Below are 15,516 nucleotides of genomic sequence, written 5' to 3' on the forward strand. Positions count from 1 at the left end.
CTTACCTGATCGGACTTTACAGTAAATTTTCCAAACTGTATAGTAGATGTTGAAGACCCTTCGGCGAACCTGAGCAGGTAAAAAGAAGGAAGAAAGAAGACCTCCGTTGCCATCGACCGCCTGGGTTTCAACAATTAAGAATATCCTAACCGTCGGGCGCGGTTGCTGTAAAATCTCCCCCCCCAAAAAAAGCCGCTTTTCGACCTCAAATCGCGATTTTTGCTCGCACTCCCCGATTGGTCCAAAAGGCTGAGATTGTTTGTCCATGACTCTCACGAACAATCTGCACAAAATCAGTAACTTTGGGTACACCAGGGGAGAAATTAACTTTCAGTTGCAAGCCCCTCCCTTAGAAGTGGCAGACTTAAGAAAAAAGTGCTGCCCTCCCCCAAAACGCTCTCCACCCACATCCGGCCCCCGTGCTGCTGCACGATACTGCGACAAATAGCCAGCCCCAAACCAGTACCTCCCTTCTGGCGAGAATCAGAAGCATCAACCTGTTGAAAGCGTTCAAAGACCATCTCCAGCTTGTCGGCCGGAATACCCCGTCCTTGGTCTTTCACAGCAATCACGATGTACGACGAGCTCGTCCCTGGCAAGTGCGGATGGGCGGCGGCAGGCTCAGGAGACAACAAAGACGGAGACGACACCGACTTCAACCCAGCTTTTTCTGTCAAATCCCGATTGTGGGTCAACTCCCCGCTCAGCCAAACCGTAGCCCCGGAGGGAGAAAATTTAATAGCATTGCTGAGCAAATTTGTCAAGGCTTGAATTAGCCGATCGGGAACGGCTTGCAATTGCGCCCCCACAGGTCTCACCGACAGAGTAACCCCCGCCTGCTGAGCCATTCCCTGCATCTCGTCAGCCGCCTGCAACATCAGCTCAGCCACATTGCAAGTTTGTTTGATGGCAGTGTTGTAACTCGACTCCATCCGCTCTAAATCCAGGATGTCGTTGACCAACCGCACCAAGCGGTCAGTATTAGTGACAGCAATCTCCAGCATCCGCTTGGCTTTCACGGGGTAAGCGTCAAGCAGACCGCTGTTGAGGAGGCCGAGGGCGCCGTGAATCGAGGTCATGGGCGTCCGCAGTTCGTGGCTGACAACAGAGATGAATTCATCTTTCATGCGCTCGACGGCAAGCCGATCGGTGATATCCTTAAAAGTCACCACAGCTCCCATAATTTCGCCTTCTTCTCGCATAGGAGCGACAACGTACTCAACCGGAAAACTGCTCCCGTCTCGCCGCCAAAAAATCTCATCGGTGACGCGCCGCGCCTCTCCGTCTTCCAAGGTGGCTAAAATTTGAGAACTTACCCGAGACGGCAGCAGTTTGCCCGCCTGCGGTGGGGCGCAGTGTTGGACAAGTTCAGAGCCTGAATTGATGTGTGTTGCAGATGACAGTTGCTCGATCGCCTTTGAGCATGCTTCCTGTGAACGGTGTAAGCTTTCATAGAGCGGTCGATCAATCAATTGCTTCGATTCGCACCCAGCCATTCTCACCGCCGCAGGATTGACAAAAGTTACTTTTCCCTCTTTGTTTAACCCGCAAATTCCTTCTCCTGCGGAGAACAAAATCATTTCTGTTTGGTGGCGGAGTTGTTCAAAGGCTTTTTCGACTCGCTTGCTGTCGCTGATGTCGCGAGCGATTGTGGAAACGCCCGTTAACGCTCCTGTGGCGTCTTTAATCGGAGAAATAGTCAGGGACACATCTATCTGTTGGCCGTCTTTCCGCAAGTGCACGGTTTCGTAATGGTCGATGCTGGCTCCAGCCCTAATATTTTCCAGAATTTGGGGCATTTCCTTGGGGCGTTCGGGTATGGCTAAAATCTCGATCGACTGCCCCTTGATTTCTGCCGCACAGTAGCCGTAAATCTTCTCGGCTCCTCCGTTCCAGCTCAGAATTGTCCCGGTGAGGGTTTTGCCGACGATGCCGTCGTCGGAAGACTCGACAATCGACGCCAAGCGCACGAGTTCATCTTGTGCTTGCTTGTGTTGAGTAATGTCGCGGCCCAAAATCACTATACTTTTGCGTCTGCCGTCGGGGTGAAATACAGGTACTTTAATCACATCGTAGATTTTCACAGTACCGTTTGAGCGGGGAATCACTTCTTCTCCCCTAGAAAGCTCACCTTTTTCCCACGCTTCTTGATCGCTGACCTCGCACCCCTCTAGCGCCTCGCGGTAAAAACTGCTGAGTTCTCCTAGCTGAGAATCTTTGAGGCCGCGGTAGTCTATCTTTTCTAGCTCGAACACTTCCAATATCGCTCGATTTGCCTCCTGCCACCTGCCCTCGCCATCTTTGAAGCAGACAATATCTGGCATGGCATTGATCAGCGAGTCAAGATAGGAGTTTTCTCGCAGTGCAGTTTCTACCTCGGCCCGCTTGGCGATTTCCCGTTGCAGGTTTTCGTTTGCCGTTTGCAGCGAGTCCTTTAACAAACTTTCTGTAAAAGTTCTTTCTTTAATTACTTCCTGAAGTCTGTGGAGTTCTAGCGACAGCCGCCTGCGGGCCAACAAATTTTCTACCCGCAAGTGCAGTTGGGCGGCATCGAGGGGGGTTGCTATCAAATCGTCAATTCTGCGATCGAGTTGTTTGGCAGGCAGCGAAAAGTGCTCAGAAAGAACAGGTGTTTGGGATTTGCTAAGTAGCAAGAATGGTAAAAATATCGGCTCGGCGGCTGCTTTTAATGTTGCTACCAGCGACCCGATGCGCTCGAAATTTGCCTCATCGAGAATGCACAAGTCAAAAGCGATTTGGGGAATGGGAAATTCGGAATTGGGATCTAAAGCGCGATCGAGTGCGATCACCTCATGCTCGGTGTTGAGGTGTGCGATCGGCAAATTAAGTTGTTGGTGGCGATCGACCAATAATAAAAGACGGCTCATTAGTTTGTTAATTTCCCCATGACTAATGATATGATGTCCGGTAAATTAACCATTCTACGGCTGGTAGTGAGGAATTCAGTCCTCTTGTTTATGAGGACTGAATTCCTCACTACCAACAAATTTTATAGCCCTATATCGACCGGACTCGATCGAAAGTATCAAGGCATTAGACAGCCAGAGTTGAAGACCCAATTCAATAAAAAGTGATAATTGTTTAATTGTTTGTTCGTTCAAAAAATGACTAATTACTGTTGACTAATTCAGTTGGGGGCGGGTTTATATGTATTTGGGTTGGCTGTTCTATTTTGTTTGTTAAACCCGCCCCTACAGACTAATGACTAATGACTAATGACTAATGACTTTTTACGGCATCCCTATCGGAATCAAAGCATCTTCCGGCATACAGGTAGAGTAACGCTCCCCTTCCGATAAAACCGCAATCAGTCGCAGCGACCAGTCGGGCATAATCTGCAAATCAGCCCAGGGCACTGCTACCTCCAAACATTTATCCAGTCCCACTTGGGCCCGGCTGATGCGGGGATGCCACTCATCGCCCTCTCCTGCTTCCTGAAACCAAATCGATTTCGTCAGCAAATTAATTTCTAACTGATGGTGGAATCGGTAGTTTAGCGGTGCTTCGTCAGGTAAACCAGACAGCGGAATCAGACTGTTGTTCATCGTGCGATCGGGATAAAACCAGAACAGATTTAACTCTGGAGGGCAATCAATTCCCGGCCGCACCCCTGCCTTAAAGTCGGCGCGAATGTAAAAATTCAAGTGGTCAACCCCGTACCAAAGCCGCTGAATTGCCGAACTCCGGTGCATCGTACCCCTTGCTCCCCCAACTTCAATCCGACCGGCTTTGTCCCAATCCTGTTCGTTGCCGATACCGTCAATCACCGGGTGAATAAAGCTCATCGGCAGGTGGTCGCCTTGAACCTCGTGCGCCTCTACTTGCCGCCGCACTTCCGGGGGTACGGGCTCGCCGAGAGCTTCGTAAATTGCCGCTACGTGTTCGCGGAATAGCTGGTCGAACATGGCATCTTGGTTCGACGTGTGGCCTTCGCCAAACCACCAGAACCAGTCGGAACCTTCGGCCGCATAAAGCGCTTCCCAAGCTTCTGGATTGGTTTCTTCTGTGGCTTCTGGATGGTTGGCCAGCATTTGTCTCGCGGGCCCTAATATGTCCCAAGCACGATTTTTCGCGGGATCGCCGATCCAAGTTGTGAGGGAACCGTCTACCCAGGAACCGGTGTGCAGTTGGGCGGCGGGTATTGTTTCGGTTGCTGGGAATTGGTCGAGAAATTCCGAGACTGTGACTAATTTGATATCTGGATTGTCGCTGAGAGTTTGATAGAGGGATTCTAAGAACGGTTGACCGTCTTGGGGATAGAATTCCCAGCAATTTTCGCCGTCTAGGGCGATCGTAACTAACCAGGGATTTTCTAAAGCTGTTGGGCCGTCGGACTGTCGGTGTTTGAGAGTTCTGCCGATCGCTTCTAAGTGTCCCACTAAATCTGATGCTGCTTTTTCCGGTTCCATCGAACCGTAGGTAAACCCGATCAAGTCGGACAATCTGTGGTCTCTAAATACTATGGCCAAATCGCCGTCAGGAGTTTCTAAACGGTAAGGGCGATATAACAATTCTGGTTCGTAGACATTCCCCGCCGCGTCGCGGTTGAAAAAGTGTTTAATTGTCGATCCCAATACTGCTTCATCCGAGACTATCCATTTAAAGCCTTGTTTAGCAATATAGGGCAAAATTTCCGGGCTGACGGCTTGTTCCGACGGCCACAAACCGCGCGGTTGGCAATCAAACCGGTCTTGATACATTTCCCAGGATTTTCTCAAGTGTCGCGGAATATCTTCTTCCCACTGAAACCTGTGTTGTGGCAGCGTCATGTTGGGAATAGCTATGCGGCCGCCATTAGTGTCAGCAAGCAGCGGTAAAATCGGGTGCGTGTAGGGGGTGGTAGAGACTTCCAACTGTCCCTCAACTTGCATTTTACGGTGCTGGGGAATGATTCTGGCAAGGATTTCTTTTTGTTTGGAGTAGATGTTTTTTCTGTCTACCAAACTAAAATTTTGTCCTTGTTTCAGCCACCCTGCAATCTGGGGGTCGTCCCAAAACAGCGGGTCAATCCAAGCTAAATTATGCCACGCCAGCAAGTCGCTAAAATCCTGCAACTTCCAGTTTGCCAAACACCACTGAATGCCTTTTTCCTGCCGCTGAGTGTAGAGTTGAGCGTAGCGAGGGTGGGGCTGAATCAGGGTGTGGTAATTGGCGTCAAAGAAGTGTTCTAAAATAAACTCTTGTTCGTGGATGTTTAAAGTTTCTGTTGGCTTTAATGTCACCGCCAAGTAAGGGTCTAATGCTTTGTCTGCAATGCAGTCTTCTATCTGCAAAATCAAGGAAGGAACCAGGTTTACAGTTTGATGCAGCTTGGGATATTTTGCCAGAAGTAGGACTAAATCCAAGTAGTCTTTGACTCCGTGCAAGCGCACCCAGGGCAGTCGGTACTCGGATGCTCCTGTGCTAGCTGATACTCGGGATTTGTAGAGGGGTTGGTGTTGGTGCCAAATGAAGGCTACGTAAAGGGGATGAGACATTGAATTTAGTAATTGGTAATTAAATTTGGTAATTGGTAATTAAACTTGGTAATTGGTAATTGGCAATTAAATTTGGTAATTGGTAACAGTCAACTGTCAACTGTCAACTGGTAATTGGTAACAGTCAACAGTCAACAGTCAACTGTCAACTGCCAACTGCCAATTGCCAACTGACTAATTACATTACCTGTTCGACTTCGGCAATTTCTGGGATAGCCTCGCGCAGGCGACGTTCAATGCCCATTCTCAGAGTCATTGTGGAACTCGGGCAAGAGCCACAAGCTCCTTGCAGTCTCAGGTGTACCACTGGGCCGTCAATTTCTACGAGTTCGACGTTGCCGCCATCGGATATCAGGTAGGGGCGCATTTCATCGAGAACTGTTTCGACGTTATCTCTGGTTAGTGCTAGTGTCATATTTCGCCTCTGTGATGATTTATTGCAGTTGATGAAAGTTCGATTTGACTCAAGGACAGCATTCTCAACCCGCGCGGGATTTAAGAAACCGGGTTTTTTGATAAAATACTTAGGCACTCAGGTGAGCCCGCGGCAGGAAACCCGGTTTCTGTCACGCTGATGCTCGATCCCAATTAGCTCTCTCGTTCGATCGTAGCGTTACTTGCCGCCAAATCAAGTTGATTCTGATACGTTAACCAAAAAAACCCGTTTTATTTAAGAAATCGGGTTTTTGATCGCGCTACACTACTGCTGGTTCTAGCAGTTTGACGTTGGAGTAGTTGAACTCGGTTGTTGTCAGTTGACCTTTTTCTTTGGCTCGAACTACTTGCTTGGTCATGACATAATAGTCGCCTATCTTCTCAAAGGTATCTTCAAATTCGAGTTCTTTGATGATTTCGTCTGTTTGAGGGTTGCGGAAAACGGCATCGTAGTGGCTGGCCAAAGAACCTTCGGGTGTCTCTAAGCTTTTGTGCGTGTCAATTACGAAAGCCATGCGGCCCATCACCCGGCTGACTTGACAAATTGAGAGACCTCGGATTTTATAATTCGATCCCATTGAGTCGCCTTGCACCAAGATGTCCACAGCGTCGGTGCTGTCCTTCTCGCCCAGGGTGAAGCTATTTTTGCCGTGAGATTTTTCAAATGTCGAGCGCTTGCGGTGGGTGACAATATCGCGCATTTGGGTGTAAACGCTTTGCTGCACTTCCTCATCTTCAATGCCGCTGACTTCCACGCTCATGTCGGGTTTGATGGAAACATGACCCGTATATACTTCGTCGCCCTGTTTGAGTTCAATATCGGCACTGTAACCGGGAAAATTGGCATCCCAGGTATAGCGGTGTTCGTAAGCAGCGCGAAACAAATCGCGAGCGTTGGCTTGCTCTGTCATAAATCCCTCTTTCTCTTGACACCCATCTAGTTTAGCTTAACCGCGAGAAGCCCCACATTCACTGGGTAGGGGAGTTACCCGCACTCCTGGCGAGCACTTCTTGGGGGTGCTGCTGGGCTGGCAATTAGGGCGCAACAAGAATTTACTTTCTCTAACGGTTGCTATGATTTGAAAATAAAGTCACAAAATGCCTGGTTATTGAGAGCGCTATGGGTCGATCGCCAGACACCAGTCTTAGTTATGGGTTATGTTGAAAAAACTTGTGTCCGCTTTTTAGGGGTTGCACCCGCAGGCAACTATTAGATTCCCCCCTTAATAAAATGCTAGAAACTGTCTACAAACACTTAGAGACATTGCAGGAACAAGCTAGAAAATTGCCACACCCCCAACAGGCAATTTTCACAAAAACTTTGGAATATTTATCAAATTCTTTACAGGAAATGGCAGCCAGCCGTATGTTTGAAAGCGCGACAAATAACGCAGCAAAGCTGGTTGAAATAGAAAAAAATAATCGCCTCTTGGAACGCACTGTAGCCCAGCAAGTAGGGCAAATTAGACAACTACGGGAGGAGTTGGAAAAACAAATCAGCCAGCATCGCAGGGACACTCAAGCATTAACTAAAAGTGAAGCCAAACTGCAAGCTATGCTGCGTAATTCTCCCGATCTAATTAGCATTGTCGGCTCCGACGGGCGAGTTCGATACCACAGCGGAGCCCTACAACGGCTTTTGGGTTACAACCCAGAAGAAAGAATTGGCAAATTTCACGGCGAGTTAATTCATCCAGACGATTTGCTGGCTTGGCAGGGGTATTTTGGTAAGTTGTTAGAAGCTCCCGGAATTGGGGGGGCGATCGAATATCGGAAACGCCACGCTGACGGTTATTGGGTCTACATGGAGTCGATAGGTAACAGTTTGGTTTACGATTCTAGCGTGCAGGGAATTATAATTAATTCGCGGGAAATAGGAGAACGAAAGCAAGCCGAAATCGCAGTCAGAGAGTCGGAAGTCCACTACAGAGTTATGTCGCAAATTACTTCGGATTTTGCCTATTCTTTTAAGGGACTGCCAGACGGTAAGTTCTCCTGCGAGTGGGTAACAGAAGCTTTTGAGCGCTGCATCGGGATCGTTACTGAAGAATTAGAATCGTTTGGTTGGTGGAACTCCGAACTCGTTCATCCCGACGACAGGGAAATGTTAATTAAACAGTTAGAAGGCTGTACTTTCAGCCGCACTGGAGCTAATGAGTATCGCATTATTAATCAAAAAGGCGAGGTGCGCTGGGTACGGGACTATTGGCAAGTGGTGTGGGACAAAACTGCTGAACGGATTGTCCGTTTGTGGGGGGCTTGTCAGGAAATTACCGATCGCAAGCAAGTAGAATTGAAACTGCAACTCGTTAACCAAGTTTTGCAAGCCCAGATAGCATCGGCGCCGTTGGCGATTAACTGTACCAGCAATGACGGCAATACCGTTGTTTGGAACCGCGCCGCCGAACAACTTTTTGGCTGGAGTGCGGCTGAGGTTTTAGGGAAACCTTTACCGAATATTCCTGAAGGCCAAAAGCAAGATTTTTACGCGCTGCTAAAGTCTGCGTCTAATGGCAAACCGCAAAACGGTTTGGAAATATCTTTGTTGAAAAAAGACGGTAGTTCGATCGATGTTTGGCTTTGGGCCGCCCGGGTGCGAGATGCGGGCGGCCAGACTGTCGGCAGTATTAACATATTTTCTGATCTTTCAGAACGCAAGCGCATAGAGGAAGAGCGCCAAAAGCTAGCAGCGATGAAAGATATGGAGGAGCCTTTTTGGGCGCGCTATGTCAGCCCTCCAAAAACTCCGAAAAAAAAGGGCGATGGGTAATCTGAGCAAGCACAAGTTAAGAGCATAAAAAGTGTGAAACTGCAATCTTATGCTTGCAATATCATTTTCGGTAAAATAACCTATTTCATGGGAGTCGTTTGAGCGGACATAATATGATAAATACACCCGGCTGCTCGGTGTAGTAGTTGCTATGCTGTACTGTGTAAAACGATAATTCCCTAAAAAGAATTGATTAACCAGCTACCGAATTGATTGAGGGAATTTATAGATAAAGTGTCAGCTTTTTCAGGCGGAAAACTTGTTGGCAGAGTAAATATTAGACTTGTTAAATACGCTACTAGAAGGTTTACTGATGCCCAGATTTCTCCTGGGTTCTGAAAGTGGCTAACTCTGTGTGAGTCTGGCAAGCTTCACTTAACTCAATGTAATCTAAGATATTGGAAATTACCTGAGAAAGGTGGATAGCGGAACGGTGAGCTTCTTGGATAAAATCTCTCTCCTCGATCGGGTCGTCAGCTTGGTCGTCTATGGTTAGTTGTAGATAGCCGATGATGTGATTTAGGGGAGTGCGGAGCTCGTGGGACGCCTTCAACAAAAATTGCTTTTTGAGCTGAGATAGTCCTTGTACTCGCTTGCTGCGCTCTTGGTAGAGGGTAGCGAGGGCGATCGCACTTCCTACTTGCTCGGCCAGTTCTTGTGCGAATTCGATCTGGCATTGAGTCCAAGGTCGATCGCCATTACCCTGCCCAGACGATCGGCCCTCGCACCGATGCAAGCTAATTATGCCGTTAGGTTGCTCTTGATAAGCGGTAGCCACCACTAGCAGCGACTGCGGCCCAAAAGGGTCATTGGCTGCAAAGGACTCTACTACCACCGGTTCGAGGGTGGCTAGAGCTTGAAGGAAATGAGGTGCTGCTGTGAGCGAGATTTCCATTCCCAGCATCGGTAAAAATGGTTCTTGGCAGTATTCAGCAGCTACTTTGACTTGCAGGCTAGAACTTTCATAGGGACAAAGGATACAGCGGCTGACGCCTAGTGTTTCTCCCAGACTGTTAACTGTTTGCTGCCAGATGGTATTGAGGTCCAAGGTTCGACGAATATTTCTGCCAATTTGGAGTAAAAGCTTTTGCGATTGAGCTGATATTTGCTGATTCATAGCAACCCTTTTTCTACTAGACTGGCAAAAGTTTACCACTCCGGCAACAGAGCTGGGAGTTACTGAATTTGCCAGCCTGCCACTGTCCGACTTATGGATTACGTAATTCTACTTAAATATTGCCACAGACCGTCAAACATTACTAACTATTTGCGCTGTCTTTACAAGATATTTATGATTTTCAAATAGAAGGGAGAGCGTCCTGTTTTCTTAAAAATCCTTTACAGTAGGGGATTGGAAAGCTGAATCAGTGCTAAAAGTAGGCATTAAGTTCTTGTCAAGTTGGCGGTTTGTGGCGGTTTACTAGGAGGTGTGGGCTACCAGCCGACAGATTAAAGATGAGCTGTTATCCGTATCCCCCGGATTTGATTTATGCCAATTCTGGGTGGGGATCGGAAGTGGCGTGGGTGATCAATATGAGTCCAAAACTCCCAAGGAGGGAGCTGGGCGACGGATAAAAGTCAAAATTGATACGCTGGTGGGCGATCGAACTGTGTTTATAGGATAATTACCAATTATTGATGACTTTTATTCACGCAACGGAACTTACGAATACAGAAATATAGCAATTTGTAAGTGAGTCCGGTAAAGTTTGGTAATTGGTAATTGGTAAGAAAGCTAGGGAGTACCTCACGAAAGTTGAGAACCGCTCTCGCAGTTTTTTTTCGGCTTCCTGATTCCCTCTTGCTTCTTAATTTTTGCTGATTGCTGATTGCTGATTCCTTCAACGTCCCGATGACCAATTACTGATGATTAATTACCGATGATTAATTTTTAAATAGTGGTTCTTGATAAAGCGGCACAGTAAAAGTAACCGTCGAGCCGAGTCCTTCTCCCATACTGTAAAAATTTACTGTACCCCCCATTGCTTCTACCAGTTTTTGAGAAATAGCCAACCCCAAACCGGTGCCGCCGTATTGCCTGGTACGATCGCCATCCACCTGAAAAAACGACTCAAATAATTTATCCTGCTTGTCGAGAGAAACGCCAATGCCAGTATCAGCGACTCGGATTTTTACCATTCCGGGGAACTGCTGGTTGTGAACAGTCACCTTTTTCTTAATAACCTCGGCACTGATACGAATTCCCCCTTCCCCGGTAAATTTAATTGCATTGCCCGTGAGGTTCAAGATTACTTGAAGCAGGCGTTGGTAGTTGCCATACAAAATAATCTCGTCCTCCACAGCGGGTTTTTGGATTTGAAATTGCAATCGCTTTTGCTCGACTTGAACCCGTGTAAAGTTCTCAACTTGTTGCAACAGTTCACCGAGTTTGACGGGAGCGAGGTCTAACTCCATTTTGCCAGCTTCGATTTTAGCGACATCCAAAATATCGTTAATCACATTGAACAAATGTACTGCTGATCGGTAAGCTTCTTCGATAAATTGGTGCGCTTCTTCGGGGTCATCTGCCATGCCGTCCATAAGCAGTTTTAGGAAGCCGAGGATGCCGTTGAGGGGGGTGCGGAGTTCGTGAGAAGTATTGGCAAGAAATTGACTTTTAAGTTGGGAAAGAGCTACGGCTTCGGCGCGAGCCTGTTCTAATTCTTGGTAAAGTGTAGCGTGGGCGATCGCACTGCCGACTTGAGCGACTAACTCGCGGGCGAATTCGAGTTCGAGTGGACTCCATTTCGGGGAACTGCCACAGCGGTGCAAACATATCAGTGCATTGGGTTGGTCTTCATAGGAGGTAGCTGCTACTAGCACGGAATGGCGGTGGAAGGGATCGGTGGCGGGGGAGGCGTAATCGACTGCTACTGGTTTTAAGGTGGCTAAAGTTTGAATCCACCCTGGCTGTTCAGCTGCGCGCAGTTCTAATCCCAGCATAGAAGAGTAAGCTTCTTGGCGGTATTCAGCTACTACTTTAAAAGTTTTTGATTGGAGATTTTCGATTTGAGTGGGGGAAATCCGGAGCGAGGGATCGCGAGCTATTGACTGTTGTAATTCGGCTGCTGTGGCGGTTAAATTTCGCTGATTTTCTGAGGTAAGGAAGGGGGATATTTCGAGATTTTCGCTGTCTTTTTTGTAGGAACAGATGATGCAGCGACTAGCGTTTAAAACTTGACCCAAACTGTTAACAGTTTGCTGCCAAATGGTTGCTAAATCGAGGGTTTTGTGCAGGTTTTGAGCGATTTGGGAGATGATTTTACGATCGATTTCCGAGTAGGGAGGGAGCGATCGACCGGGAATACGGCTCGCTGGAAGCGACATTTGTTGGCGGGCGTCCAAGGGGGATGGCAAAGCTCGATAGAGCATGAATTCTGGGGAATCTGGCCGTCTGTCTGTGGGTTTGTCAGACAGCAGCCTTCCCATAACTAAGACTTTTGCAGCTTTGCCGTTTGAGTCGATCGCCGGAGTGAGTGTCAAATCGAAGAGCAAATATTGTCCGGCGTGGCAAAATGGATAGCTGAATCGTTGCGGCACGAGGGTTTCGAGCGCTCGTCGCAGGATATCGAGATAAGGCGCAGGGGCGATGGGTTGCAGGGTTTCGCTGAGGGGGCGATCGACAATTTGTTCTGCTGTAAGGTTGTACTGTTCGGCTTTCTGCCAATAAAAAGATAGATATCGACCAGAGGCGTCTTGGGTAAATACTAATTCTGCTCCTAACTCTTGAAAAAAGGCTGTAGAGGCGAAGCTCGATCGCCGGAAATCTGTGTTAGAGTCCATCAGAGTAGGGGATGAAAGTAGTTCGGATTTTGGAGGTTTGAGTTTTTAATAAACAACTCAATACTCCCCATTGTTTAGCGCTTATACTGTTAATTTGTGAGTTATTAATTAATTAAAAAGTGGTTGGCTTTTTAATTAAAACATTGCTCGCTCAAAACTCACCATTTGCAAAAATTTTAGGCTTCTACTATTGACTTTTGAGTGATTAATGAACTCATCAAATATTAAATTTTTAATTCTGAACTCAACTCAAAACTCACAACTATTCGTGTTCAGCCGTTTTGGGTAATTTAAAGATAAAAATTAAGATTGAGAAATTAGGAATCTGCACCGATTAACTATCAAGTGTGAAAATTACGCCAAAATATGAGGCTGCGAACAACTCTAGTCAGGGAATGGCTCACGCATTTTTTGCCTCACCTGAAATAGTTCCGAGGTTGTGATTTAGCCGAGTTCACTCGCCCACCACCTGTAGCTTTAGCCACGAAATCTGCAGGAGATCGCCGGCGCGAACTAAATTTCACAGCCCGCAGATTTGCGCGCCGTCTGGGCCCAGAGCACCTCAGTCGTTCCACTCACCGCGTGGCGGGACTGGGGGGTTGCGGCGCAAACCCAGAGCCAGCTCGTCTTCGCGGCGCTCGCCTCTGAGCCACTGCTTGATTGCTGTTTCAATGACTTTGCTGGGGTCATTCGTCAAGTGCTTAATTTGGTCTAGCAGTTCAGGATCGATATGGATGGACAGTTCGACTTTTTCTGACGAACTGTGGGATGGTATTCTTGAGTCGCTCATAGTTAAAAAATCCTAGTTTTAATTCTTAAGTTTCAATTCTTTTGATGACAACCGACTGGACTAGATATTTGAAGTCCCTGATTTGCACCCAACCTTTCCTCAACCGCTTAACCGCTTTCTGTACAATGAGAGAGAGAAAAGTTTTTTCCTTTTGCGTGTCCGGGCTCGGTCGGACACTTGAAAGGGTAATAACTGATACTCTTGAGGTTTGCCTCAGTTGTGGTTTCATCTCAATCCCCAGTAAGAGGTTGAAGTAAGCACTCTACTCTTGCTTGTGTGATCATACAACAAAAAGTATCCTTTGCCGATTAGCTCTTCGATAAAAAACATGACTAACGTTCCTGTATCTCGCATTCGTAATTTTTCGATTATTGCTCACATCGACCACGGAAAATCCACCTTGGCCGATCGCCTGTTGCAGGCGACTGGGACTGTGCAGGCACGGGAGATGAAGGAGCAGTTTTTAGACAATATGGATCTCGAACGCGAACGCGGCATTACGATCAAGCTGCAAGCGGCTCGGATGAATTACACTGCCAAGGACGGTCAGGAGTACGTGCTCAACCTGATCGACACTCCCGGACACGTGGACTTTTCTTACGAGGTGTCGCGATCGCTCGCTGCTTGCGAAGGGGCGCTGCTGGTGGTAGACGCATCTCAAGGCGTGGAAGCACAAACCTTGGCAAATGTCTACCTTGCCTTGGGAAATAATTTGGAAATTATTCCAGTTTTAAATAAAATTGACCTGCCGGGGGCAGAACCGGAACGGGTAAAAGGGGAAATTGAAGAAATTATCGGTCTGGACTGTAGCGGGGCGATTGAGGCTTCGGCTAAGGAAGGAATTGGTATAGATGAAATTTTGGAGTCGATCGTCGAATTGGTGCCGCCGCCGCAGGATACTGTTGATAAACCGCTCAGGGCGCTAATTTTTGACAGTTATTACGACCCTTATCGCGGGGTAATTGTGTATTTCCGGGTGATGGACGGAAGTGTCAAAAAGGGCGATCGAGTTTTGTTGATGGTTTCGGGTAAGGAATATGTCATCGATGAATTGGGCATCCTTTCACCGACTCAAGTTCAAGTAGACGAACTGCACGCGGGGGAAGTTGGTTATCTGGGCGCGGCAATTAAAGCCGTAGCTGATGCTCGCGTCGGCGATACGATTACTTTGGTCAAAAAGCCGGCACCGGAGCCTTGGCCGGGTTATACAGAAGCAAAACCGATGGTTTTTTGCGGCTTGTTCCCGATCGATGCTGACCAATTTCCCGATTTGCGGGAAGCTTTAGAAAAACTCGAACTCAACGATGCAGCGCTTTCTTACGAACCGGAAACTTCGAGTGCGATGGGATTTGGTTTCCGCTGCGGTTTCTTGGGTTTGCTGCACATGGAAATTGTGCAAGAAAGACTGGAGAGAGAATACAATTTGGATTTGATTGTTACGGCTCCTTCTGTGGTTTATCAAATCACAACAATTAAAGGGGAAGTGTTAACAATTGACAATCCCAGCCACTTGCCAGATCCTCAGTATCGCGAGAAAATAGAGGAACCTTATGTGCGGGTAGAAATGCTGTCGCCAGAAACTTATGTGGGCGCGCTGATGGAACTGTCTCAAAGTCGGCGGGGCATTTTTATGGATATGAAGTATCTGAGTCAAGGCCGAACTACGCTGGTTTACGAGTTGCCTTTGGCGGAGGTGGTGACGGACTTTTTCGATCAGATGAAATCGCGATCGCGCGGTTATGCGAGCATGGAGTATCACCTCATCGGTTATCGCGAAAATCCGTTAGTGAAAATGGACATTTTAATTAATGGCGATCCGGTTGATGCTTTGGCAATGATCGTACACCGCGATAAGGCTTACAATGTGGGCCGCGGATTGACGGAAAAACTCAAGGAGTTGATTCCTCGCCACCAGTTTAAGGTGCCAATTCAAGCGACAATTGGCGCAAAGGTGATTGCTTCGGAACACATTCCGGCTTTGCGGAAAGATGTGTTGGCGAAGTGTTACGGCGGTGATATTTCGCGGAAGAAAAAGTTGCTGCAAAAGCAGGCGAAGGGTAAGAAGCGGATGAAGTCTGTGGGTACTGTGGATGTGCCGCAGGAGGCTTTTATGGCTGTGCTGAAGCTCGATCGAGATTCGTAATCTGTGTGGCTTTTTGTCAGGAACAGGCTTTCGGGCCTGTGTCACAAACAGTCAGTATTCTTGTCGGTTCTAGGAACAGGCTTTCCGGTCTGTTCCA

Annotated in this window: 9 protein-coding genes; 2 read left to right on the forward strand and 7 right to left on the reverse strand. The window is 47.7% G+C overall.

All coding sequences use genetic code 11. The annotated features are described in order from the left end of the window. Nucleotides 1-323: 323 nt before the first annotated feature. The 4 genes from QUA70_RS18690 to QUA70_RS18705 all read right to left on the reverse strand — a co-directional run bounded on the left by QUA70_RS18690 (nucleotide 324) and on the right by QUA70_RS18705 (nucleotide 6,844). Nucleotides 324-2,888, reverse strand: a complete 2,565-nt coding sequence (locus QUA70_RS18690) for a PAS domain S-box protein (RefSeq protein WP_333349170.1) — start codon at nucleotides 2,886-2,888, stop codon at nucleotides 324-326. A gap of 363 nt (nucleotides 2,889-3,251) precedes the next feature. Continuing rightward, on the reverse strand, nucleotides 3,252-5,498 hold the full coding sequence (locus QUA70_RS18695) for a glycoside hydrolase (protein ID WP_333349172.1): 2,247 nt from the start codon (nucleotides 5,496-5,498) through the stop codon (nucleotides 3,252-3,254). Between the two features lie 178 nt (nucleotides 5,499-5,676). Next, nucleotides 5,677-5,913, reverse strand: a complete 237-nt coding sequence (locus QUA70_RS18700; protein ID WP_006632519.1) for a NifU family protein — start codon at nucleotides 5,911-5,913, stop codon at nucleotides 5,677-5,679. A 280-nt stretch (nucleotides 5,914-6,193) separates the two neighbouring features. After that, a complete protein-coding gene (locus QUA70_RS18705) occupies nucleotides 6,194-6,844 on the reverse strand; it encodes a DUF3386 domain-containing protein (protein WP_333259261.1) in 651 nt (216 codons plus the stop codon). A gap of 320 nt (nucleotides 6,845-7,164) precedes the next feature. Here QUA70_RS18705 and QUA70_RS18710 point away from each other — a divergent pair, with 320 nt between their 5' ends. Further along, complete coding sequence (locus QUA70_RS18710) at nucleotides 7,165-8,703, forward strand: PAS domain S-box protein (protein ID WP_333349174.1); 1,539 nt, start codon at nucleotides 7,165-7,167, stop codon at nucleotides 8,701-8,703. A gap of 307 nt (nucleotides 8,704-9,010) precedes the next feature. On the opposite strand, the gene QUA70_RS18715 is transcribed toward QUA70_RS18710, so the two are convergent. From QUA70_RS18715 to QUA70_RS18725, 3 genes are all read right to left on the reverse strand, one after another. Beyond that, nucleotides 9,011-9,820, reverse strand: a complete 810-nt coding sequence (locus QUA70_RS18715) for a GAF domain-containing protein (RefSeq protein WP_333332296.1) — start codon at nucleotides 9,818-9,820, stop codon at nucleotides 9,011-9,013. Between the two features lie 767 nt (nucleotides 9,821-10,587). Then, complete coding sequence (locus QUA70_RS18720; RefSeq protein WP_333349178.1) at nucleotides 10,588-12,486, reverse strand: ATP-binding protein; 1,899 nt, start codon at nucleotides 12,484-12,486, stop codon at nucleotides 10,588-10,590. A gap of 562 nt (nucleotides 12,487-13,048) precedes the next feature. After that, on the reverse strand, nucleotides 13,049-13,276 hold the full coding sequence (locus QUA70_RS18725) for a hypothetical protein (RefSeq protein WP_333332291.1): 228 nt from the start codon (nucleotides 13,274-13,276) through the stop codon (nucleotides 13,049-13,051). Between the two features lie 328 nt (nucleotides 13,277-13,604). On the opposite strand from QUA70_RS18725, the gene lepA reads away from it, so the two are divergent. Next, on the forward strand, nucleotides 13,605-15,419 hold the full coding sequence (gene lepA, locus QUA70_RS18730; RefSeq protein ID WP_006632512.1) for a translation elongation factor 4: 1,815 nt from the start codon (nucleotides 13,605-13,607) through the stop codon (nucleotides 15,417-15,419). Nucleotides 15,420-15,516 lie beyond the last annotated feature (97 nt).

This window comes from Microcoleus sp. LAD1_D5, from assembly GCF_036702115.1.
GTDB lineage: Bacteria > Cyanobacteriota > Cyanobacteriia > Cyanobacteriales > Microcoleaceae > Microcoleus.